At 71.6% G+C, this 19901-nt stretch carries 20 protein-coding genes and 4 tRNA genes; 18 read left to right on the top strand and 6 right to left on the bottom strand.

Annotation, left to right across the window (positions count from 1 at the left end):
* Positions 1 to 45 precede the first annotated feature (45 nt).
* The 4 genes from AB0M83_RS45140 to AB0M83_RS45155 all read right to left on the bottom strand — a co-directional run bounded on the left by AB0M83_RS45140 (position 46) and on the right by AB0M83_RS45155 (position 835).
* Positions 46 to 117: transfer RNA gene (locus AB0M83_RS45140), tRNA-Val, on the bottom strand.
* A gap of 1 nt (position 118) precedes the next feature.
* A tRNA-Cys gene (locus tag AB0M83_RS45145) sits at positions 119 to 189 on the bottom strand.
* A 23-nt stretch (positions 190 to 212) separates the two neighbouring features.
* Positions 213 to 285: transfer RNA gene (locus AB0M83_RS45150), tRNA-Gly, on the bottom strand.
* A 124-nt stretch (positions 286 to 409) separates the two neighbouring features.
* The gene (locus tag AB0M83_RS45155; protein WP_033293569.1) at positions 410 to 835 is read right to left on the bottom strand and encodes an SsgA family sporulation/cell division regulator; all 426 of its coding nucleotides are present in this window, start codon (positions 833 to 835) and stop codon (positions 410 to 412) included.
* Between the two features lie 390 nt (positions 836 to 1225).
* Here AB0M83_RS45155 and AB0M83_RS45160 point away from each other — a divergent pair.
* The 13 genes from AB0M83_RS45160 (at position 1226) to AB0M83_RS45220 (ending at position 12220) form a co-directional block, all read left to right on the top strand.
* A tRNA-Val gene (locus AB0M83_RS45160) sits at positions 1226 to 1297 on the top strand.
* A gap of 776 nt (positions 1298 to 2073) precedes the next feature.
* Entirely contained in the window at positions 2074 to 3603 is a 1530-nt protein-coding gene (locus AB0M83_RS45165; protein WP_364527787.1) for a sugar transferase, read from the top strand.
* Between the two features lie 271 nt (positions 3604 to 3874).
* On the top strand, positions 3875 to 4489 hold the full coding sequence (locus AB0M83_RS45170) for a malonic semialdehyde reductase (RefSeq protein WP_364527790.1): 615 nt from the start codon (positions 3875 to 3877) through the stop codon (positions 4487 to 4489).
* A gap of 140 nt (positions 4490 to 4629) precedes the next feature.
* Positions 4630 to 6666, top strand: coding sequence for a threonine--tRNA ligase (gene thrS, locus AB0M83_RS45175; RefSeq protein WP_364527793.1), 2037 nt, complete (start codon positions 4630 to 4632; stop codon positions 6664 to 6666).
* Positions 6663 to 7205, top strand: coding sequence for an HIT domain-containing protein (locus tag AB0M83_RS45180; protein ID WP_364527796.1), 543 nt, complete (start codon positions 6663 to 6665; stop codon positions 7203 to 7205). Before thrS ends, AB0M83_RS45180 begins: the two co-directional genes overlap by 4 nt.
* Positions 7206 to 7268: 63 nt before the next feature.
* The gene (locus AB0M83_RS45185; protein ID WP_364527799.1) at positions 7269 to 7790 is read left to right on the top strand and encodes a MarR family transcriptional regulator; all 522 of its coding nucleotides are present in this window, start codon (positions 7269 to 7271) and stop codon (positions 7788 to 7790) included.
* A gap of 89 nt (positions 7791 to 7879) precedes the next feature.
* The gene (pgsA, locus tag AB0M83_RS45190) at positions 7880 to 8506 is read left to right on the top strand and encodes a phosphatidylinositol phosphate synthase (protein WP_364527802.1); all 627 of its coding nucleotides are present in this window, start codon (positions 7880 to 7882) and stop codon (positions 8504 to 8506) included.
* Positions 8507 to 8579: 73 nt separating this feature from the next.
* A complete protein-coding gene (locus AB0M83_RS45195; RefSeq protein WP_364527805.1) occupies positions 8580 to 9497 on the top strand; it encodes a phosphatidylinositol mannoside acyltransferase in 918 nt (305 codons plus the stop codon).
* An 18-nt stretch (positions 9498 to 9515) separates the two neighbouring features.
* Positions 9516 to 10661, top strand: a complete 1146-nt coding sequence (locus tag AB0M83_RS45200; RefSeq protein ID WP_364527833.1) for a glycosyltransferase family 4 protein — start codon at positions 9516 to 9518, stop codon at positions 10659 to 10661.
* The gene (locus tag AB0M83_RS45205) at positions 10658 to 11140 is read left to right on the top strand and encodes an NUDIX hydrolase (RefSeq protein WP_364527808.1); all 483 of its coding nucleotides are present in this window, start codon (positions 10658 to 10660) and stop codon (positions 11138 to 11140) included. Before AB0M83_RS45200 ends, AB0M83_RS45205 begins: the two co-directional genes overlap by 4 nt.
* A 1-nt stretch (position 11141) precedes the next feature.
* The gene (locus AB0M83_RS45210; RefSeq protein ID WP_364527811.1) at positions 11142 to 11396 is read left to right on the top strand and encodes a hypothetical protein; all 255 of its coding nucleotides are present in this window, start codon (positions 11142 to 11144) and stop codon (positions 11394 to 11396) included.
* Between the two features lie 32 nt (positions 11397 to 11428).
* A complete protein-coding gene (locus tag AB0M83_RS45215) occupies positions 11429 to 11698 on the top strand; it encodes a hypothetical protein (protein WP_364527814.1) in 270 nt (89 codons plus the stop codon).
* 12 nt (positions 11699 to 11710) lie between these two features.
* A complete protein-coding gene (locus tag AB0M83_RS45220; RefSeq protein ID WP_364527816.1) occupies positions 11711 to 12220 on the top strand; it encodes an XdhC family protein in 510 nt (169 codons plus the stop codon).
* 173 nt (positions 12221 to 12393) lie between these two features.
* On the opposite strand, the gene AB0M83_RS45225 is transcribed toward AB0M83_RS45220, so the two are convergent.
* On the bottom strand, positions 12394 to 14502 hold the full coding sequence (locus tag AB0M83_RS45225) for an elongation factor G-like protein EF-G2 (RefSeq protein WP_364527819.1): 2109 nt from the start codon (positions 14500 to 14502) through the stop codon (positions 12394 to 12396).
* A gap of 128 nt (positions 14503 to 14630) precedes the next feature.
* Between AB0M83_RS45225 and AB0M83_RS45230 the strand changes: the two genes are divergently transcribed.
* From AB0M83_RS45230 to pdxS, 3 genes are all read left to right on the top strand, one after another.
* Positions 14631 to 16073, top strand: coding sequence for an FAD-binding oxidoreductase (locus AB0M83_RS45230; protein ID WP_364527822.1), 1443 nt, complete (start codon positions 14631 to 14633; stop codon positions 16071 to 16073).
* 32 nt (positions 16074 to 16105) lie between these two features.
* The gene (locus AB0M83_RS45235) at positions 16106 to 17089 is read left to right on the top strand and encodes a DUF5937 family protein (RefSeq protein ID WP_364527824.1); all 984 of its coding nucleotides are present in this window, start codon (positions 16106 to 16108) and stop codon (positions 17087 to 17089) included.
* Positions 17090 to 17179: 90 nt separating this feature from the next.
* Positions 17180 to 18100 carry a pyridoxal 5'-phosphate synthase lyase subunit PdxS gene (gene pdxS, locus AB0M83_RS45240; protein ID WP_364527827.1) on the top strand — a complete coding sequence of 307 codons (921 nt, stop codon included), beginning with the start codon at positions 17180 to 17182 and terminating at the stop codon, positions 18098 to 18100.
* Between the two features lie 4 nt (positions 18101 to 18104).
* Here the strand turns inward: pdxS and AB0M83_RS45245 are convergent, their stop codons facing one another.
* Positions 18105 to 18668 carry an XRE family transcriptional regulator gene (locus tag AB0M83_RS45245; protein WP_364527836.1) on the bottom strand — a complete coding sequence of 188 codons (564 nt, stop codon included), beginning with the start codon at positions 18666 to 18668 and terminating at the stop codon, positions 18105 to 18107.
* A 69-nt stretch (positions 18669 to 18737) separates the two neighbouring features.
* Here AB0M83_RS45245 and AB0M83_RS45250 point away from each other — a divergent pair, with 69 nt between their 5' ends.
* On the top strand, positions 18738 to 19430 hold the full coding sequence (locus AB0M83_RS45250) for an AzlC family ABC transporter permease (RefSeq protein WP_364527830.1): 693 nt from the start codon (positions 18738 to 18740) through the stop codon (positions 19428 to 19430).
* Positions 19430 to 19750 carry an AzlD domain-containing protein gene (locus AB0M83_RS45255; RefSeq protein ID WP_285451107.1) on the top strand — a complete coding sequence of 107 codons (321 nt, stop codon included), beginning with the start codon at positions 19430 to 19432 and terminating at the stop codon, positions 19748 to 19750. Before AB0M83_RS45250 ends, AB0M83_RS45255 begins: the two co-directional genes overlap by 1 nt.
* The last annotated feature ends 151 nt before the right edge of the window (positions 19751 to 19901 follow it).

Here is a 19901-nt window from a genome sequence, read left to right on the forward strand (position 1 = left end):
GCCCTGTTCGCGGAACCCGCGAACAGGGCTCTCCCGGCGATCTCGTGCGCGATACTGGGATTGAACCAGTGACCTCTTCCGTGTCAGGGAAGCGCTCTCCCGCTGAGCTAATCGCGCGAGGTGGAGACGGGATTCGAACCCGTGTACACGGCTTTGCAGGCCGTTGCCTCGCCTCTCGGCCACTCCACCGTGACAGGCTCGAGAGCCTACCGAGCGGATGACGGGATTCGAACCCGCGACCCTCACCTTGGCAAGGTGATGCGCTACCAGCTGCGCTACATCCGCATTCCACCGTTCGACGGGCCGCTCCGGAAGGCCGGGAACCCGTCGCCGTGGTGTGAGAAAACCATATCGGACCCCGGAAACGGCGGCGACACCGGGGTGTCACTCCGTCGTTGCAAGCCTGTCATCAGGCCAGATCGTGGGGGATGAGGTGGGTGAGGGCGTCGTCGACGTCGACCCACAGGTGCTCGTTGCCCGGCAGCACCACGTCGTACGTGCGGTCGAGGAAGTCGGCCAGCTCCTGGGCGGACGCCTCGAACATGGCGTGCCCGGACGGCGAGTTCAGCTCGATCAGCACGGACTCGGGGTCCTCCACCGACGGGCGGATGCGGACGTCACCGTCACCCGCGTCGGCCAGCAGGCCGTCCGCGAGGAGGTCACGCGCGTACACCCATTCGACCCAGCCGGCCCGGCCCGTGCGGAAGGCGGCGACGACCGCGTACGGGTCGCGTGTGTCGTAGCGCAGTTCCACCTTCACCGGAACCGCGGGCGTCCGCGGCGCCAGCAGGTCGAAGACCGCCGTCGAGCGGAGCGTCACGTGATCGTTGCGCATCGTCCTACCCTTCGTCTCCCTTCCCGGCCCGGTCGGCCGAGGGCGTCACCACTGGGACGCATCGGGAGGCCGATTCCGTCGCAGGTGCGCCGCATATCACCCGGACAGGCCCATGGACCCCGTTCGCGCCCGTGGATCACCCCACGACGCGCGGATGACCGGCGCGCCCCGTGTGGGCCCACACCTTCATACTGCGCGGTTTAGTCGCCGGGCGATAGCACCGTCGCACGGATGTCGAACGTGGCGTCACGCGGCCCCCACCTGCCACAACCCCGGCTAGCTCGGGGTTGTTCGTTCCGTACTCGCCGGTAAGCGGAGTGTGGTCGCCCGAGACCACCCGTTTGCAGGCCCCCGGAAGTCGTACGCTAGTGTCAGGACAACACCGCGAGCGGGCGATTAGCTCAGCGGGAGAGCGCTTCGTTCACACCGAAGAGGTCACTGGTTCGATCCCAGTATCGCCCACGCGAGAGCTGGATGAGCCCTGTCTGCGGAATGCGCAGACGGGGCTCTCGCTTTTGTGTCCTGTGGGGGGTCGAACCCCCACAGCCCCGCCGGGGCGCGCCCCCGGACCCCCATCGTTGGCCGCGTTGTGATGTTGGCCACCCTTAAGCGGAGTGAACGATCCGTTCGGGTCGTCCGTATCTGCTGTCAGACGCCTTCTGGGTTGTGGTGTCGGCGCCTTCGGGTCGTGCCTCTGAAGCTTGGCTTTGCGGCAGCCTTTTGTCGGATGAGCCTTGCCGGAGGCGGGCCTGTGGACGCGGTGGGAGAACTTGTGACGGAAACCTGCTTTTGTGACGATTCGGCGACGAACGTCACGATCTGATCGCCGGGTCGGCGGGTTGCCGTGTACTGGGACCGTCGTGGTCCACAATGGACCCGTGACGGCTGCAGTGTCCACAGTAGAGCCGTGGGGCCCCGTTCGGCCGTTTGGATCAGCGTGGGTCCACCCGGGTGCGGGCATTGCTCCATTGGCTACATTCCGTAGTTTTTGTGGGGATACGCCCTCTCGCGCATCGTCATGCTCCCGTTATCTTGCGGCCATTTTCTGGCGGGAAAGACGCGCTGCATGTGGCTGGAAATCCTTGTAACGATGCTGAGAGAGTCGCCGATACCTTGCCGTGTGAAGCCCTCCGCGGGCACAGCGCGAGGTTCGAGCCGTGGTGACTGTAAGAAATCACCACTGGTGACGCAGCGTGCTCGCGGGCCCCGTTCGATCCCTGGTCCCGGGAGGTCATCAGATGGAAGAGTCGGTGCGGCCGTCGTATACGGTGAGCCAGCCACCGCCGCACATCGACCTCCAGGCCATACCCCGCCCCACGCGGCAGGACGGCAAGCCGGCCGACGTGGTGACCGGGACCCCGTCCCCCAAGGCGCTGCCGGCGGCCTGGGAAGCGAGATACAGAGCCTGGGTCATCGGCAGCGACGTCTTCATCACGCTGCTGGTGATCGCGATCAGCGCGTTCGTCATCGATCGCGTTGCCCCGCACGACATGCACGCCTTCGGCACGATCCTCGCCGTCTTCGTCTCGCTGCCGGTCAGCCGGGCGTGGAGCTCGCGGGTGCTCGGCGAAGGCGCGGAGGAGTACCGCACCCTGGGCCGCGGCTTCATCACCGCGGCCGTCCTGGTCGCCCTGGGCGGCCTGCTGTTCGGCGCGCTCGAGGTCCAGGTGTGGGTGTTCGTCGTCGTCCCGGCGATCGCGCTCGTCGCCTTCCCGCAGCGGTACCTGCTGCGCCAGGTGCTGCACCGCAAGCGCGCCAAGGGACTCTGCCTGCTGCCGGTGATGGCCGCGGGCAGCCCGGAGACCGTCGCCGACCTGATCGCGCGCACCCGGTCCGAGGTGCACGTCGGCTGGCGCGTCGAGGCGGCGTGCACGTTCACCGGGCACGGCGCCGACCGCGACAGCGGCGAGATCGACGGCGTCCCGGTGGTCGGGCGGCTGGACGAACTGTCGCGGTACGTGCGGCGCGGCGGGTACCGGGTCGTGGCGATCACCGCGGACCAGTACTGGACGCCGAAGCGGCTGCAGCGGCTGGCCTGGGACATGGAGGGCACCGGCGCCGAGATGGTCGTGGCGCCCGTGCTGATGGAGGTCGCCGGCCCGCGGCTCAACGTCACCGGCGTGCTGGGGATGCCGCTGCTGCGCGTCACGGCGCCGATGTTCACCGGCGGCCGCCGCGTGGTGAAGGAGATCGTGGACCGGGCGGGCTCGGCGTTCCTGCTGACGCTGCTCTCCCCGCTGCTGCTGGTGATCGCGCTGGCGATCAAGCTGAGCGACCGCGGCCCGGTGATCTACCGCCAGCGCCGCGTCGGCCGCGACGGCGCGACGTTCACCATGCTCAAGTTCCGCACGATGGTCACCAACGCCGACGAGATCAAGCAGACCCTCGCCGCGGACAACGAGGGCGCGGGTCCGCTGTTCAAGATGAAGCGTGATCCGCGGATCACCCGCGTGGGTGGTTTTCTGCGCCGGTATTCGCTCGACGAGGTGCCCCAGCTGTTCAACGTCGTGTCCGGGAAGATGTCGCTCGTCGGCCCGCGGCCGCCGTTGCCGGAGGAAACCGCGCAGTACGCGCCGGACGCCCGCCGCCGGCTGCTGGTGAAGCCGGGCCTGACCGGGCTCTGGCAGGTGAGTGGCCGCAGCGACCTCACGTGGGCGGAGAGCATCCGGCTCGACCTGCGCTACGTCGAGGACTGGTCGCTGGCACTCGACCTGGTGATCCTCTGGAAGACCTTTCGCGCGGTGATGGGCGGTCACGGCGCCTACTGACTCCTTCCGACGACCCGCGCGCGCACCAACGGCCGCCGATCCCCGCCGAGGGGATCGGCGGCCGTGCCGGTTTCACGCCGGGGAGCCGGCCTGGAGGGTCGGCTCACGTACCCGGAGGGTCGGTTCGCGTACCTGGACGGTCGGTTCGGGGTGGGTACCCGGTCGGGTGAGGACTCTTCCCGATGTGATCCACACGACTGGTTGAGCGCGAAATAGTTCAACGCTCAACCTGGTTGGACGGGGTACTGACCAACGGAAGGAAGCCAGCCCCATGACCACCTTTGCCGAGCAGACCGAAGGCCTCCAGGTCCCCGCGGACGTCCAGAACCTCCTCTTCCGCGAGGCCCGCACGGCCAACAGTTTCAGCTCCGAGCCGGTGACCGAGGAGCAGGTCCGCGCGATCTACGACCTCGTCAAGTGGGCCCCGACCTCGATGAACACCCAGCCGCTGCGGGCGCTGGTGCTCCGGACCGCCGAGGCGAAGGCCCGCCTGCTGCCGCACATGGCCCCGGGCAACCGGGACAAGACCGAAGCCGCGCCGCTGACCGTCGTGCTCGCCGCGGACGTCGACTTCCACGAGAACATCCCGCAGGTCTTCCCGCACGCCCCGCAGGTGAAGGACAACTTCTCCGACGAGCAGGGCCGCGTCGAGTTCGCCAAGCTGAACTCGCTGCTGCAGGTCGGCTACTTCATCATCGGCGTCCGCGCCGCGGGCCTGGCCGCCGGCCCGATGACCGGCTTCGACGCCCAGGGCGTCGACGACGAGTTCTTCGCGGACAAGAAGTGGCGCTCGCTGGTCGTCGTGAACGTCGGCAAGCCCGGCGAGAACCCCTGGTTCGACCGCCTGCCGCGGCTGGACTTCGACCAGGTCGTCGAAACCCTCTGACCCCGCTCCGCCCGATCGGGCAGGCCGCTTCCGGACCCGGAGGCGGCCTGCCCGGCGTTCGCGGACGCGCGTGAGGCGCGCGCGGACCGGCGACTAGCATCGTCGGGGTCATCTCCGTCACTCCAGTCCGAGGAGCCATCGTGTCGCAGTCGCCCCCCGTTTCCCCCGTGGCCACCTCCCGCGTGGTGGTACCGGCGGGCACTACGGCGGGCGCGGCGGTCCGCGAGGCCGGCCTGCCGACCAAGGGCCCGGACACGGTCGTCGTCGTGCGCGACGCCGAGGGCAAGCTGCGCGACCTGGCCTGGGCGCCGGATTCCGACGCCGAGGTCGAGCCGGTCGCCGCGAACACCGAGGACGGGCGCAGCGTCATCCGCCATTCGGCGGCCCACGTGCTGGCGCAGGCCGTGCAGCAGCAGTTCCCGGCCGCCAAGCTGGGCATCGGCCCGCCGGTGAAGGACGGCTTCTACTACGACTTCGCCGTCGACACCCCGTTCACCCCCGAGGACCTGCAGGCGCTCGAAAAGCGCATGAAGCAGATCGTGAAGGGTGCTCAGCAGTTCTCGCGGCGCGTTTTCGACTCCGTCGACGAGGCCAAGAAGGAATTGGCGGACGAGCCGTTCAAGCTCGAGCTCGTCGACCTCAAGTCCGAAAAGGACACAGTGGACACCTCCGAGGTCATGGAGGTCGGTGAGGGCGAGCTCACCATCTACGACAACCTCGACCCGCGCACCAAGGAACGTGTCTGGAGTGACCTCTGCCGCGGTCCGCACGTGCCGACCACGAAGTTCATCCCCGCGTTCAAGCTGACCCGCGTCGCCGCCGCGTACTGGCGGGGGAGCGAGAAGAACCCGCAGCTGCAGCGGATCTACGGCACGGCCTGGGAGTCGGCCGAGGCGCAGGACGCCTACCTCGAGCGCGTCGCCGAGGCCGAGCGCCGCGACCACCGCAAGCTGGGCGCCGAGCTGGACCTGTTCTCCTTCCCCGAGGAGATCGGCTCCGGCCTGCCCGTGTTCCACCCCAAGGGCGGCATCATCCGCCGGGAGCTGGAGAACTACTCGCGCCGCCGCCACGAGGAGGCCGGCTACGAGTTCGTGAACACCCCGCACATCAGCAAGGGCGAGCTGTTCCACACCTCCGGCCACCTGCCCTACTACGCGGACACGATGTTCCCGCCGGTGCAGTTCGACGAGGAGAACTACTACCTCAAGGCCATGAACTGCCCGATGCACAACCTGATCTTCCGCTCGCGCGGGCGGTCCTACCGCGAGCTGCCGCTGCGGCTGTTCGAGTTCGGCACGGTGTACCGGTACGAGAAGTCGGGCGTGGTGCACGGCCTCACCCGCGTGCGCGGCCTGACGATGGACGACTCGCACATCTACTGCACCAAGGAGCAGATGCCGGGCGAGCTCCGGTCGCTGCTGAAGTTCGTGCTCGACCTGCTGGCCGACTACGGCCTTTCCGACTTCTACCTCGAGCTGTCCACCCGCGGGGACTCCGACAAGTTCATCGGCGAGGACTGGGAGTGGGAGGAGGCCACCGAGACGCTGCGGCAGGCCGCCGTCGACTCGGGCCTCGAGCTGGTCCCGGACCCGGGTGGCGCGGCCTTCTACGGGCCCAAGATCTCGGTGCAGGCCAAGGACGCCATCGGCCGCACCTGGCAGATGTCGACCATCCAGCTGGACTTCAACCAGAACAAGCGGTTCGAGCTCGAGTACACCGCGCCGGACGGCTCGCGCCAGCGGCCGGTGATGATCCACCGTGCGCTGTTCGGCTCGATCGAGCGCTTCTTCGGTGTGCTGACCGAGCACTACGCGGGCGCGTTCCCGGCGTGGCTCGCGCCGGTGCAGGTGGTCGGCATCCCGATCACCGCCGACCAGGTCGGGCACCTGCAGGACATCGAGAAGGCGTTGCGCGCCAAGGGCATCCGCGCGGAGGTCGACGCGAGCGACGACCGCATGCAGAAGAAGATCCGCACGCACACCACGCAGAAGGTGCCCTTCATGCTGCTGGCCGGCGCGAAGGACGTCGAGGCGGGCGCGGTGTCGTTCCGCTTCCGCGACGGCGGCCAGATCAACGGCGTGCCGGTCGACGCGGCGGTGAACGCGATCGCGGAGTGGGTCGAGCGCCGCGAGAACGCCTCGCCGTCGGCCGAAGCGCTGGAGACGGTCGTTCGGTGAGTGAGGGTCCCGAACTCGTCGAGCAGCAGGGCGTCGGGGTCCAGGACGCGTTCCAGCGCCTCTGGACCCCGCACCGGATGGCCTACATCAAGGGCCAGGACAAGCCGGAGAACGACGAGGACACCGGCTGCCCGTTCTGCCGCATCCCGTCCCTGGACGACAAGACGGGCCTGATCGTCGCGCGCGGCGAAGCGGTGTACGCGGTGCTGAACCTGTACCCGTACAACCCCGGGCACCTGATGGTGGTGCCGTACCGGCACGTCGCGGACTACACCGAGCTGACGGTGGAAGAGACGCGGGAGGTCGCGGAGTTCACCCAGCACGCGATGAAGGTGATCCGCGCGGTGTCCGGCGCGCACGGGTTCAACATCGGCCTGAACCAGGGCGTGATCGCGGGCGCGGGAATCGCGGCGCACCTGCACCAGCACCTGGTGCCGCGGTGGGGCGGCGACGCGAACTTCATGCCGATCATCGGCCAGACGAAGGTGCTGCCGCAATTGCTGGGCGAAACGCGGGACCTGCTGGCCGACGCTTGGTGAAACGCTCGAATGCCGTAACCGGCAAACCTTAATTGAGTGTTCAACCGAGAGTATGATGGGGGTATGTCCGAAACCCGATGGCTCAGCGACGACGAGCAACGCGTCTGGCGTGAGTTCAACGCGGCCACCCGCATGCTCAGCGCGCACCTCGAGGGTCAGCTGCAGCACGACTCGGGCATGCCGCACACCTACTACGAAGTCCTCGTGGCGCTCTCGGAAGCCCCCGGCCGCCGGCTGCGGATGAGCGAGCTCGCCGACGCGCGCCAGGCGTCGCGAAGCCGGCTCTCGCACGCCGTCGCGCGGCTGGAAGCCAACGGCTGGGTGCGCCGCGAAGCGTGCCCGACCGACAAGCGCGGTGCCTGGGCCGTGCTGACGGACGCGGGCTTCGCCGCGCTCGAGGCGGCCGCGCCCGGGCACGTCGAGGCCGTCCGCGAGAGCCTCTTCGACCCGCTGACCCCGGAGCAGGTCGCCGCGCTCGGGGAGATCAGCGCCGCGATCCGGCAGCGGCTCTCGCCGAAGTGCGCCGCCGCGCAGGCCGCCGAAGAGGCGCGGGAACACGAGGGCGAGCTCACGAAATCGCGCTGAGCCGGGGCGGCGCGTCGGGTTCGCCCGGACGGGTCGATAGGCTGCCCTCGCCCACCCGATCCTCGTAGCCAGGTGCCTCAGACGAACCGATGCTCAATATCTTCGCGCGTGCCTCCGTTTCCCGCGTCACCGATCCGATCGGTCAGGCGCTGGTCCGCGCCGGGCTGACCCCGAACGCGATGACCGTGCTCGGCACCGCCGGCGCCGTCGTCTGCGCCCTGGCCTTCTTCCCAAACGGCTACCTGCTCTGGGGCACCTTCACGGTGTGGGGCTTCGCCATGCTCGACCTCCTCGACGGCGCCATGGCCCGCGCCCGCGGCTACGGCACCCCGTTCGGCGCGGTGCTCGATGCCACCTGCGACAGGCTGGTCGACGGCGCGCTGTTCGCCGCGATCGCCTGGTGGTGCTTCGTCGTCGACGACAACCACCCGGCCGCCGCCGCGGCACTGCTGTGCCTGGTGCTCGCCCAGGTCATCTCCTACGTCAAGGCGCGCGCCGACGCGTCCGGCCTGCCGGTCGACGGCGGGCTCGTCGAACGCGCCGAGCGGCTGATCATCGCCCTGGTCGGCACCGGCCTGCACGGCTTCGGCATCCCGTACACCGTGGACGTGACGCTCTGGCTGCTGGCCGTGCTGTCGGTCATCACCCTGCTGCAGCGCTTCGCCGCCGTGGCGAAGGCGGCCCGCGAAGCCGCCGCCGGGGAGCAATCGGCATGAGCGAGCCTGCGAGCGAATCATCCAACACTGCGCCTTCGGCTCAGGCCGCGCCGAGCGTCAGCGAGGCGTGCGCATGAGCAGGCTGACCGAGCGGTTGAGCGCCTTCGGCTATTCCGCCGGGTGGCGGCTGGCCGGCTGGCTGCCCGCCGGGTTCGGCCGCACGGTGTTCTCGCTCGGCGCGGACCTCGCCGTCCGGCGTGACGGCGGCGGTGTGCGGCAGCTGCGCACCAACCTCGCCCGGGTCGTGCCCCAGGCCGACCCCGTCGAGCTGGACGAGCTGACCCGGCGTGCGATGCGCTCGTACGCCCGGTACTGGCACGAGACGTTCCGGCTGCCGTCGATGGACCAGAAGGAGGTCAGCGGCAAGGTCGCGGCCTCCATCACCGGCGTCGAGAACCTCGACGCGGCCCTCGCCGAGGGCAACGGCGCGGTGATGGCGCTGCCGCACAGCGGGAACTGGGACATCGCCGGTGTCTGGCTGGCCGACTACCTCGGCGGGTTCACCACCGTCGCCGAGCGCCTGAAGCCCGAGTCGCTCTACCGCCGGTTCGTCGAGTACCGCGAGTCGCTCGGCTTCGAGATCGTGCCGCTGACCGGCGACAGCTCGGCGATGCGCGTGCTGCTGAAGCGGCTGCGGGAGAACAAGGCGGTCTGCCTGGTCGGCGACCGCGACCTCACCACCAGCGGCATCCCGGTGAAGTTCTTCGGTGAGCAGGCCCGCTTCCCCGGCGGCCCGGCGCGGCTGGCGGCCACGACCGGCGCCGCGCTGATCCCGGCCGGCTGCTGGTTCACCGAGGACGGCTGGCAGATCCGCCTGCACCCGCGCATCCGCGTCACCGCGCGCGCCGAGGTCGCGGCGGCGACCCAGGCATTGGCGGACATCTTCGCCGGCGACATCGCCGCGCACCCGGCCGACTGGCACATGGTGCAGAAGTTCTGGCCGGCCGACCTGGACGCCGGCGAGCAGGTCAGCCTGGACGAGGCGAGCTGAGGCGTGGCCACGCGTCCGATGCGGGTCGGGATCGTCTGCCCCTACTCCTTCGACGTCCCCGGCGGGGTCCAGGGGCACGTGATCGACCTGACGAAGGCGCTGCTCGCACGCGGGCACCAGGTGTCCGTGCTCGCGCCCGCCGACGACGACGCCGACCTGCCGGAGTTCGTGCACCCGGCCGGCAAGGCGCTCGGTATCCGCTACAACGGCTCGGTCGCGCGGCTGCAGTTCGGCCCGGTGTCCTACGCCCGGGTGCGCCGCTGGATCCGTGACGGCGACTTCGACGTCCTGCACCTGCACGAGCCCGCGGCGCCGAGCCTTTCGCTGCTCGCCCTGCTCATCGCGGACGGCCCGATCGTCGCGACGTTCCACACCGCGACCACGCGTTCGCGCACGCTGTCGGCGTTCCAGCCGGTGCTCCGGCCGCTGCTGGAGAAGATCACCGCGCGGATCGCGGTGTCCGCGCTGGCCCGCCGGGTGCAGGTGGAGCACGCGGGCGGCGACGCCGTGGAGATCCCCAACGGCGTCGACGTCGGGTTCTTCTCCTCGGCGACCCCGCTGCCGGGCTACCCGCGGGCCGGCGGCACGGTCGGGTTCGTCGGCCGGTTCGGCGAGCCGCGCAAGGGCATGGGGGTGCTCCTGGAGGCGCTGCGGCGGATCCTGCCGGAGTTCGAGGACCTGCGGCTCGTGGTGGTCGGCCGCGGCGACGAAGACCAGCTGCGCCGGGACGCCGGCCCCGCACTGGCGCCGCACCTGGAGCTGCTCGGGCAGGCCGGCGACGACGTGAAGGCCCAGGCGCTGCGCAGCGTCGACGTCTACTGCGCGCCCAACACCGGCGGCGAGAGCTTCGGGATGATCCTCACCGAAGCGATGGCGGCCGGTACCCCGGTGCTGGCCAGCGACCTCGACTCGTTCCGGCGGGTGCTCGACGACGGGCACGCCGGGATGCTCGTCGAGACCGGTGACCCGGCGGCGCTCGCGGACGGGCTGCGCGAGCTGCTCGGCGACCCGGCGCGGCGGGCGTCGCTGGCCGCGGCGGCGGGGGAGCGGGTGACGATGTTCGACTGGTCGGTGGTGGCCACGCAGGTGCTGCGCGTCTACGAGACGGCCGTCGCCGCCGACCCGCGGCGCGTCGCGGCGCCGGAGCGGGAGCCGGCCCGGTGAGCGTGCTCGGCTGGCTGTTGCCGGTCCTGGCGCTGGTCGTCGTGCTGGGCGGGCTCTTCCTGGTGGCGACGGCGAACCGGCTCGACCGGCTGCACGTCCGGATGGACGCGGGCTGGGCCGCGCTCGACGCGGCGTTGGCGCGCCGCGCGGTGGTGGCCCGCGCGGTCGCGGTGGTACTGGGCGACACGGACCTGCGGACGCTGGCCGAGCGCGCCGAGGCGGCCCCGCGGGCCGATCGCGAGGGCGAAGAGAACGAGCTGACGCTGCGGCTGAGCCGCGTCGACCGGACGTGCCTGCCGGCCGAACTGGCCGAGGAGCTGACCGACGCGGAGCACCGGGTGGTGATCGCCCGCCGCGTCCACAACGACGCCGTCCGCGACACGCTGCGGCTGCGCCGGCGGCGGAAGGTGCGGTACTTCCGGCTCGCGGGCACCGCGCCGCTGCCGGAGTACTTCGAGTTCGCCGAACCGGAGGTCTGACGTGTGGTGGGTGGTCGTCGAGGAGCAACGGGGCACGGGGGACGGCCGGAGCTGGTCGCTGTCGGAGACGTTCCCCTACGAGGACCAGGCGACCGCCGAGGCCGAGGCGCTGCGGCTCGCGCGGGAGTACCAGCCGGTCTACCCGTGGTCGCCGAGGTCGCGGAAGGTGCTGCGCGGCCCCGGCGGGTACCTGGTGGTCGTCGAGGGCCGGACGTCGACGTTCCACTTCCGGTTGAGCGTGCTCGAGGAAATCTGAAACCTCCGGCCGCCCGGCCGCGTCGGAGGGGCATGGGTTCGACGTGGTGGGTGGTCATCGAAGAGCAGGGCGGCACCGGCGACACCCGGGGCTGGTCGGTCGCGGACGCGGTGGGGTACGCCGACCGTGAGACCGCCGCGACGGAAGCGTTCATGCTGGCCAAGCAGCACCGGCCGGTGCGGCCCTTCTCGCCGCAGAGGCGCGTCGTCCTGGAGGTGACCGACGGGTACCTGGTGCTCGTGAAGGGCAAGACCGACCTCTGGCAGTTCCGCGTGACGGTGGGCGAGCAGGCCGGTGGCTGACAGACTGGGCGCATGAGTGAGACCTGCGACGTCGCCCACGGCACGGCGGCGGCCGACCCGGACGTGCGGACCCTGGTGGCGGTGTTCGCGTCGCCGGTTTCGCGGTTCCTGCTGAAGTTCGCGCGGGACCTCGGCTACCACGTGGCGCTGTTCGAGCCGGACGCCGCGCGCGCCACCGACGTGCCCGACGGCTTCGAGGCCGCGACCACGCTGCCGCCCCTGGACGCTTCGGCGGACGTCGTCGTCACCGACCACCACCGGCCCGAGCTCGGCGAGGTGCTGAAGGCCGCGCTCGGCCAGGAGCCCCGGTGGATCGGCGTGCTCGGCAACCCGCGGCACCCGGGCCCGCACGTGTCCGCGCTGCAGGGGCTCGGCGTGGCGGAGGCCGACATCGCCCGGGTGCACCGGCCGGTCGGGCTCAACATCGGCTCGCGGACGCCGCCGGAGATCGCGCTGGCCACGCTCGCCGGCCTGCTGGCCGACCGCAACGACCGCCCGGGCGGCTTCGACTTCGGCTCATGACCGCCGGTGTCCCGTGCTGCTTCCCGTAACTCGCGTGATCGGACCCGTAACTCGCGTGACTGGGGCCGTGACTCGCGTGATCGGAGGCGTACCGCGCCGGATCACGCGAGTCACGGGCTCGATCACGCGAGATCCGGCTCCGATCACGCGGGTTCCGCGGTTCGTACCCGCGGCTAGTGGACCGCCATCCCTTCCGGCATCGGCTCGAACCTCGCGTGCCGGCGGGTGAAGGTCGCCGTGCCCGAGGTCATCGAACGCAGGTCGATCAGGTACCGGAGCAGCTCCGTCGCCGGGACCTCGGCCCGGATCACCGTCCGCCCGCCGTCGCCGGCTTCGGTGCCCAGCACCCGGCCGCGCCGGGACGACAGGTCGCCGAGCACCGTGCCGAGGTGCTCGTCCGGCAGCCGGATCGCCACCTCCTCCAGGGGCTCCAGCATCGTGATGTGCCCGCTCGCCGCGGCCTCCCGCACCGCGAGCGCGCCCGCCGTCTGGAACGCCGCGTCCGACGAGTCGACGCTGTGCGCCTTGCCGTCGACCAGCGTCACCTTCACGTCGACCACCGGGTGCCCGTCGGCGAGTCCCCGCTGCAGCTGGGCTCGCACGCCTTTTTCCACGCTCGGGATGAACTGGTGCGGCACCGACCCGCCCACGACCTTGTCCACGAACTGGAACCCGCCGCCGCGCGGCAGCGGCTCGATCTCGATGTCGCAGACGGCGAACTGGCCGTGCCCGCCGGACTGCTTCACGTGCCGCCCGTGGCCCTTGGCCGGTTTGGCGAAGGTCGCGCGCAGGCTGACCTTCACCGGTTCGGTGTCGACGTCCGCGCCGCCCGCCCGCAGCCGCGAGAGGACGACGTCCGCGTGGGCTTCGCCCATGCACCACAGCACCAGCTGGTTCGTCTCGGCGTTGCGGTCGAGCCGCAGCGTCGGGTCGCCGGCGACCAGGCGGGAAAGGTTGCGGGCCAACGTGTCCTCGTCGCTGCGGGTCTTCGCGACCACCGCGACCGGCAGCAAGGGCTCCGGCATCGCCCACGGCTCCATCAGCAGCGGCTCCTCCGGCGAAGAGACGGTGTCGCCGGTCTCCGCCGAGCCGACCTTCGTCAGCGCGCAGAGGTCGCCCGCGACGCAGTAGGGCACTTCCCGCAGGTTCGCGCCGAGCGGGGAGTAGAGGTGCGCGACGCGCTCGTCGGCGTCGTGGTCCTCGTGCCCGCGTTCGGCGAGGCCGTGCCCGGACACGTGCACCGGCCGCTCCGGCCGCAGCGTCCCGGAAAAGACCCGGACGAGGGACACCCGGCCGACGTAGGAGTCGACGGCCGTCCGGACGACCTCCGCGGCGAGGGGGCCCGCGGGGTCGGCGGTGAGGGCGGTGTGCGCCGCGCCGTCCGGCGTGGTGACGTCGGGTGGCTCGTGCTCGAGGGGGGAGGGGAACGCCCGGACGATCCCGTCGAGCACCTCGGCCAGGCCGATCCCGCTGGTCGCACAGACCGGGATGACCGGGTGGAACGACCCGCGCGCGACGGCGGTCTCGAGGTCGGAGATGAGGGTGTCCTCGGCGATGTCCTCGCCGGCGAGGTAGCGGTCCATCAGGGACTCGTCCTCGCTCTCGGCGATGATCCCTTCGATCAGCTCGTTGCGGGCCTCGGCCATCCGCTCGAGGTCGGCCGGATCGGGTTCGCCGATCCGGGGCGGGTGCCCGCCCGAATAGTCGAAGTACCGCTGGGTGATCAGCCCGACCAGGCCGTCGCCCGCAGGCAGGTACAGCGGCAGCACGCCGTCGCCGAACGCGGCCCGGCAGGCGGCGATCTCGGCCATCGCGTCGGCCCGGTGGTGGTCGAGCCGCGAGACGACGACCGCGCGCGGCATGCCGACGGCGGCGCACTCCTCCCACACCGCGACCGTCGCCGCGTCGACGCCTTCGGCGGCGCAGACGACGAACAGCGCGGCGTCGGCCGCGCGCAGCCCCGCCCGCAGCTCCCCGACGAAATCGGCGTACCCGGGCGTGTCGATCAGGTTGATCTTGTGGCCCTGGTGCAGCACCGGTGCCACCGAAAGGCCGACCGAACGCTGCTGGCGGACCGCCGCGGGGTCGTGGTCGCACACCGTCGTCCCGTCGACCACCGAGCCCGCGCGCGGGACCGTGCCGGACGCCGCGAGGAGGGCCTCCGTGAGGGTCGTCTTCCCGGAGCCGGAAGGGCCGACGAGCACCACGTTGCGGACCTTCGCGGGGTCGTCCACAGCGACGGCGGCCCCGGTGCCGGCGTTCTTGGCCTGTTTGTCTGCCATGACGACTCCTCGGCGAACGGCTCGGGTACGGGATGTGTCCTCGATCACACACCCGCTACCCTGGTCACGGCAAGGCGGGGCTTCGGGGACCAGCCGAATGCCCGGGGGAGCGTAGGCGGGGGAGTGGCATGGACAGGCGTACTTTCTTGCGGATCTCCGGAGCGGTGCCGGCGGCGGGCCTGGCGGGGTGGCCGCCGCCGGACGACTGGGAGCGGCTGCGACGGCGGCTTTCCGGGCCGTTGTTCCGGCCGGGCGACCCGGGCTACTCCGAAGCCAAGCAGGGCTTCTTCACCATGTACGACGACCGGGCGCCGGCGGCCGTGGTCGGCGCGGCCCGCGTCGAGGACGTCCAGGCGGCTGTGGGCTTCGCGGCCCGGCACCGGCTGCCGGTCGCCGCGCGCGGCGGCGGGCACAGCTACCCCGGCTACTCCACTGTGGACGGTGGGCTCGTCGTGGACCTGAGCCGGTTCTCGGGCATCGAAGCGGGTTCCGCCGGGCGGGCGGTGATCGGCGCCGGTGCCCGGCTGGGCCCGATCGCGACGACGCTCGCGGCGGCGGGCCGGGTGCTGCCGGCGGGCAGCTGCGGCACGGTCGGCATCGCCGGGCTCGCCCTCGGCGGCGGGGTCGGCGTCCTCGACCGCAAGTACGGGCTGACGTGCGACCACCTGGAGGCGGCGCGGATCGTCACGGCCGACGGCCGGGTCCGCACGGTGTCGGCGACCGCGGAGCCGGACCTCTTCTGGGCGCTGCGCGGCGGGGGCGGCGGCAACTTCGGGATCGTCACCGGCTTCACCTTCCGGACGGTGCCGATCGCGGACGTCGCCACCTTCGCCCTCGAGTTCCCGCCGGCCGCCGGGGCCGCGCTGCTGGCCGCGTGGCAGGAATGGCAGCCGGCGGCGCCGGACGAGCTGTGGTCGGGCATGGGGCTGGCCTGGAACGAGGCCACGCTCGGCGGCACGTTCCTCGGGCCCCGAGCCCGGATGCACGCCCTGCTCGAGGACCTCGTGCGCCGCGTCGGCACCGCGCCGACCAAGTGGACCGAGGACGTCCAGGACCACCTGAAGGCCATGCGGTCGTTCGACGACCAGGAGTCCCGGCCGTCGGCGGCCGCGGACCGGGGCACGTACATCGGCACGTCGCGGATGCTGACCCGGCCGCTCGCCGACCCGGGCGCGGTGGTCGAAGTGCTCACCCGGGACCCGGGCGTCCGCACGATCGTGGACTCGGGCGGCGGCGCCATCGCGCGGGTCGGCGCCCGCGAGACCGCGTTCCCGTACCGGACGGCGCTCGCCAGCTTCCAGTTCCTGCACGGCGCGGCGCCCGCGGACGGCGGCGAGGCCGGCGCGCGGCGCTCGCTCGCCGCCGTGCGCGACGGGCTCGGGCCGGAGTTCGGCACGACCGGCTACGTCAACTACCTCGACCCGGAGATGCCGGACTGGGCCGAGGCATATTACGGAGTGAACCTGCCCCGGCTGCGCACTGTCGCCCGAAAGTATGACCCGCGAGGAATTTTCGCTTTCCCGCAAGGGCTTTCGGTGCCCCGCTCGACTGTCCACATCGGAGAGACTTAGACTGCGCCGGACTGAGGGCAGAGGGGCAGCGCGTGCTCGACCTGGCATTCTCCACAGAGGACCTGGCGCACACCCGGTTCGCGTTCTCCCCGGCGTGGGAGATCGTGGCGAGCGTCCGCGTCCTGAACCGGCCGGGGGAGCACGCCCTGCACCTGCCGTGGGTCAAGCGCGCCACCGCGGCGCTCGAGGAGGCCGGCCTCGACATCGGGCTGCTGCGCGACCTCGTCCCGCTGCGGCACCTGCCCGGCTTCCTGGCCGGCACGCCGTCGACGCCGGTGCCCGACCTCGCCGACGAGCTCGCCGACCTGCGTGACGTGCCCGCCCGCGTCGTCCGGCGCGAGCTGGACGGGATGGCCGGGCCGCGCACGCCGGCCCTCAACCGTTTTCACCGGGACCCGGAGGCCGGTCTCGAGCGGCTCGCGGCGCTGATGGAGGAGTACTGGGCCCTGGTGCTCGCTCCGGACTGGCCGCGAATCCGCGCGCTGCTCGAGGCCGACGTGCTGCACCGGTCGCGGCTGTTGGCCCAGGGCGGGGCGGCCGAGCTGTTCAACGACCTCACTCCGCTGGTCCGCTGGCAGGCCGGCACGCTCACGGTCGCGCACCGCCACCTGCACGCGGCCGTGCCGCTCGACGGGCGGGGCCTGGTGCTGGTGCCCTCGGCGTTCGTCTGGCCGCGGGTGTTCTCCAAGACCGATCCGCGGTGGCAGCCGGTGCTGCGCTACCCGCCGCGCGGCATCGCGACGCTGTGGGAGACCGGCACCGCCGTCGCGCCCGGCGCGCTGGCCGCCGTGGTGGGCCGCGGCCGGGCCATGCTGCTGACCGAGCTGACCGCGCCGGCGTCCACTTCCGAGCTCGCCCGCCGGACCCGGCTCAGTGCCGGGGCGGTGTCGCAGCACCTCGGCGTCCTCAAGGCCGCAGGCCTGGTCAGCGGGCACCGTGCCGGACGTCACGTCCTCTACGCGCGCACCCGGGCCGCGGAAGTCCTGGTCGCGGGCGTGCCGGAAGTGGACTGCTGAGATAGCCGTGTACTGGCCTGCTTGAAGGGTCCACCGCCGACCTACGCTCGGGTTCGTCACCCCCTGTTCTCCCTGTGGAAAGGCCCCGTCGTGTCCGAGCAGCAGACCACCGCCAGTGGCACCGTCCAGTCCGTCACCGGAACCGCCAAGGTGAAGCGCGGCATGGCCGAGATGCTCAAGGGCGGCGTGATCATGGACGTGGTCACCGCCGAGCAGGCCAAGATCGCCGAAGACGCCGGCGCGGTCGCGGTGATGGCGCTCGAGCGCGTGCCCGCCGACATCCGCGCGCAGGGCGGCGTCGCGCGGATGAGCGACCCCGACCTGATCGACGGCATCATCGAAGCCGTCTCGATCCCGGTGATGGCCAAGGCCCGCATCGGCCACTTCGTCGAGGCGCAGGTGCTGCAGTCCCTCGGCGTGGACTACGTCGACGAGTCCGAGGTGCTCACCCCGGCCGACTACGCCAACCACATCGACAAGTGGGCGTTCACCGTCCCCTTCGTCTGCGGCGCGACCAACCTGGGCGAGGCGCTGCGCCGGATCACCGAGGGCGCGGCGATGATCCGCTCCAAGGGCGAGGCCGGTACCGGGGACGTCTCCAACGCCACCACGCACATGCGGCAGATCCGCGGCGAGATCCGCAAGCTGACTTCGCTGCCCGAGGACGAGCTGTTCGTCGCGGCCAAGGAGCTGCAGGCGCCGTACGAGCTGGTCCGCGAGGTGGCTCAGGCCGGGAAGCTGCCGGTGGTGCTGTTCACCGCGGGCGGCATCGCCACCCCGGCCGACGCGGCGATGATGATGCAGCTCGGCGCCGAGGGCGTGTTCGTCGGCTCCGGCATCTTCAAGTCCGGCAACCCGGCCCAGCGCGCCGCGGCGATCGTCAAGGCGACGACCTTCCACGACGACCCCGACGTCCTCGCGAAGGTTTCGCGCGGCCTGGGCGAGGCCATGGTCGGCATCAACGTCGAGGACGTGCCGGAGCCGCACCGCCTGGCCGAGCGCGGCTGGTGACTTCCTAGATGTATTCGGAGATCTCGACGCCGTAGGTTCCCGGCTCGAGGGCTTCGAAGATGTGCGGGACGTCGCCCGGGTAGGAGATGTAGTCGCCGGGGTTCAGCTCCTCCGGCGCCTCCACCAGGCCCACCCGGGCGCGTCCCGCGCACAGCACGATGTGCTCCATCACGCCGGTCATGTGCGGGTCGGACCGCCGCGGCGTACCGGGTTCCGCCCGGATGAGGTACATGTCCCGCCGCGCGGACGGGGGGCAGGCCGACAGCAGCGTGCACGCGTAGTCGGCGTGCTCGGCGAAGACCGTCGGGCCCTTGCCGGCGCGGATGACGCGGACCTTCGGCCGCTCCGGCTCGACGAGCCGGGAGAACGGCACGTCGAGGGCGACGCCGAGCGCCCACAGCGTCTCGACGCTGGGGTTGCCGGTGCCCGACTCGAGCTGGGAGAGCGTCGACTTGGCCAGGCCGGCGCGGCGCGCGACCTCGGTCAGGGACAAGCCCGCGCGGGTGCGTTCCCGGCGCAGGGACGCCGCGATGATCTCGAGGGGCGCGCCCGTCGTTTCCTGCGACATTGCTGTTCGCTCCATCGGTCGTTCCGTTCGCCTTGACGAACACGGGGCCGTGCGTTCACTATAGAACACATGCGTTCGATCTGGCGAACACTCGATCGGGGCCTCGCCCGCGACATCGGCCTGGTCTGCCTGGCCGATTGTCTCGTGGGCGTGTCCTACGGGGCCATCGCGGTGAGTTCCGGTTTCCCGTTCTGGCTGCCGATGCTGATGTCGCTGCTGGTCTTCGCCGGCGCGTCCCAGTTCATGTTCGTCGGGATCGTGGCCGCGGGCGGCAACCCGTTCGCGGCGGTGCTGGCCGGGCTGCTGGCCAACGCGCGGCACCTGCCGTTCGGTTTCGCGATCGGCGACGTGCTGGGCAAGCGGTGGTCCGCCCGGCTGGCCGGCAGCCACTTGATGATCGACGAGTCGGTCGCGTTCGCCCTGGCCCAGCGCGAGGCCGACCGCCGCCGCGCGGCGTACTGGGCGTGCGGGATCGGGCTGTTCGCCTGCTGGAACCTCGGTGTGGTCGCCGGCGCGTTCGCCGGGTCCGTCATCAGTGACACCGACGTGTTCGGCCTGGACGCGGCCTTCCCGGCGGTGCTGCTGGCGCTGGTCCTGCCGTCCTTGCGCGACCGCGCGTCACGGCTGCCGGTGCTGGTGGGAGTGGTGGTCGCGCTGGCCGCGACGCCGTTCCTGCCGGCCGGGCTGCCGGTGCTGCTGGCCCTGGCCGGTGTCGTAGTGGGGGTCGCGGCGAAGGAGCCGCAACTGCAGGAGGTCGGCTGATGGACGGGGTGGAGCTGCTGGTCGGCACGGTGGTGCTGGCGCTGGGGACGTTCGCGTTCCGGTTCGCCGGGCCGGTGCTGCGCAGCCGGGTGAAGCTGTCTCCGCGCGCGGAGAGGCTGATGGCGCTCGCGGCGGTGGTCCTGCTGGCGGCGCTGGTGGCGGTGAGCGCGTTGACGGAGGGCCACGGGTTCGCGGGCTTCGCCCGGCCGGCGGGGGTGCTGGTCGCGGGGGTGCTGGCGTGGCGGAAGGCCCCGTTCGTGCTGGTGGTGGTGGCCGCCGCGGCGACGGCGGCGCTGCTGCGGCTGGCCGGGGTGCCCTGACCGGTCCTCCGGCGGTGCTGCGGCCGGCGCTGAGTCTCGGTGGCTCGGGTCCCGCGCGGCTCGCGCTGTTGTCCGGTTGCCGGCGCCCCAATGTGGCGTTCGGTGCGTCAGACGCACCGAACGCCACATTGGGTGGGTCTGACGCACCCAA

Origin of the sequence: Amycolatopsis sp. NPDC051106 (assembly GCF_040682775.1) — a bacterium.
In the GTDB taxonomy this organism is placed as follows: Bacteria; Actinomycetota; Actinomycetes; order Mycobacteriales; family Pseudonocardiaceae; genus Amycolatopsis.

What these genes read in the sequence shown, in the direction of transcription:
- AB0M83_RS45155 (WP_033293569.1), bottom strand. Translation starts at nt 835, where the DNA reads ATGCGCAACGATCACGTGACGCTCCGCTCGACGGCGGTCTTCGACCTG.
- AB0M83_RS45215 (WP_364527814.1), top strand. Translation starts at nt 11,429, where the DNA reads ATGGGTTCGACGTGGTGGGTGGTCATCGAAGAGCAGGGCGGCACCGGC.
- AB0M83_RS45185 (WP_364527799.1), top strand. Translation starts at nt 7,269, where the DNA reads ATGTCCGAAACCCGATGGCTCAGCGACGACGAGCAACGCGTCTGGCGT.
- AB0M83_RS45220 (WP_364527816.1), top strand. Translation starts at nt 11,711, where the DNA reads ATGAGTGAGACCTGCGACGTCGCCCACGGCACGGCGGCGGCCGACCCG.
- AB0M83_RS45230 (WP_364527822.1), top strand. Translation starts at nt 14,631, where the DNA reads ATGGACAGGCGTACTTTCTTGCGGATCTCCGGAGCGGTGCCGGCGGCG.
- AB0M83_RS45245 (WP_364527836.1), bottom strand. Translation starts at nt 18,668, where the DNA reads ATGTCGCAGGAAACGACGGGCGCGCCCCTCGAGATCATCGCGGCGTCC.
- AB0M83_RS45250 (WP_364527830.1), top strand. Translation starts at nt 18,738, where the DNA reads ATGCGTTCGATCTGGCGAACACTCGATCGGGGCCTCGCCCGCGACATC.
- AB0M83_RS45170 (WP_364527790.1), top strand. Translation starts at nt 3,875, where the DNA reads ATGACCACCTTTGCCGAGCAGACCGAAGGCCTCCAGGTCCCCGCGGAC.
- pgsA (WP_364527802.1), top strand. Translation starts at nt 7,880, where the DNA reads ATGCTCAATATCTTCGCGCGTGCCTCCGTTTCCCGCGTCACCGATCCG.
- AB0M83_RS45165 (WP_364527787.1), top strand. Translation starts at nt 2,074, where the DNA reads ATGGAAGAGTCGGTGCGGCCGTCGTATACGGTGAGCCAGCCACCGCCG.
- AB0M83_RS45225 (WP_364527819.1), bottom strand. Translation starts at nt 14,502, where the DNA reads ATGGCAGACAAACAGGCCAAGAACGCCGGCACCGGGGCCGCCGTCGCT.
- AB0M83_RS45255 (WP_285451107.1), top strand. Translation starts at nt 19,430, where the DNA reads ATGGACGGGGTGGAGCTGCTGGTCGGCACGGTGGTGCTGGCGCTGGGG.
- AB0M83_RS45195 (WP_364527805.1), top strand. Translation starts at nt 8,580, where the DNA reads ATGAGCAGGCTGACCGAGCGGTTGAGCGCCTTCGGCTATTCCGCCGGG.
- AB0M83_RS45200 (WP_364527833.1), top strand. Translation starts at nt 9,516, where the DNA reads ATGCGGGTCGGGATCGTCTGCCCCTACTCCTTCGACGTCCCCGGCGGG.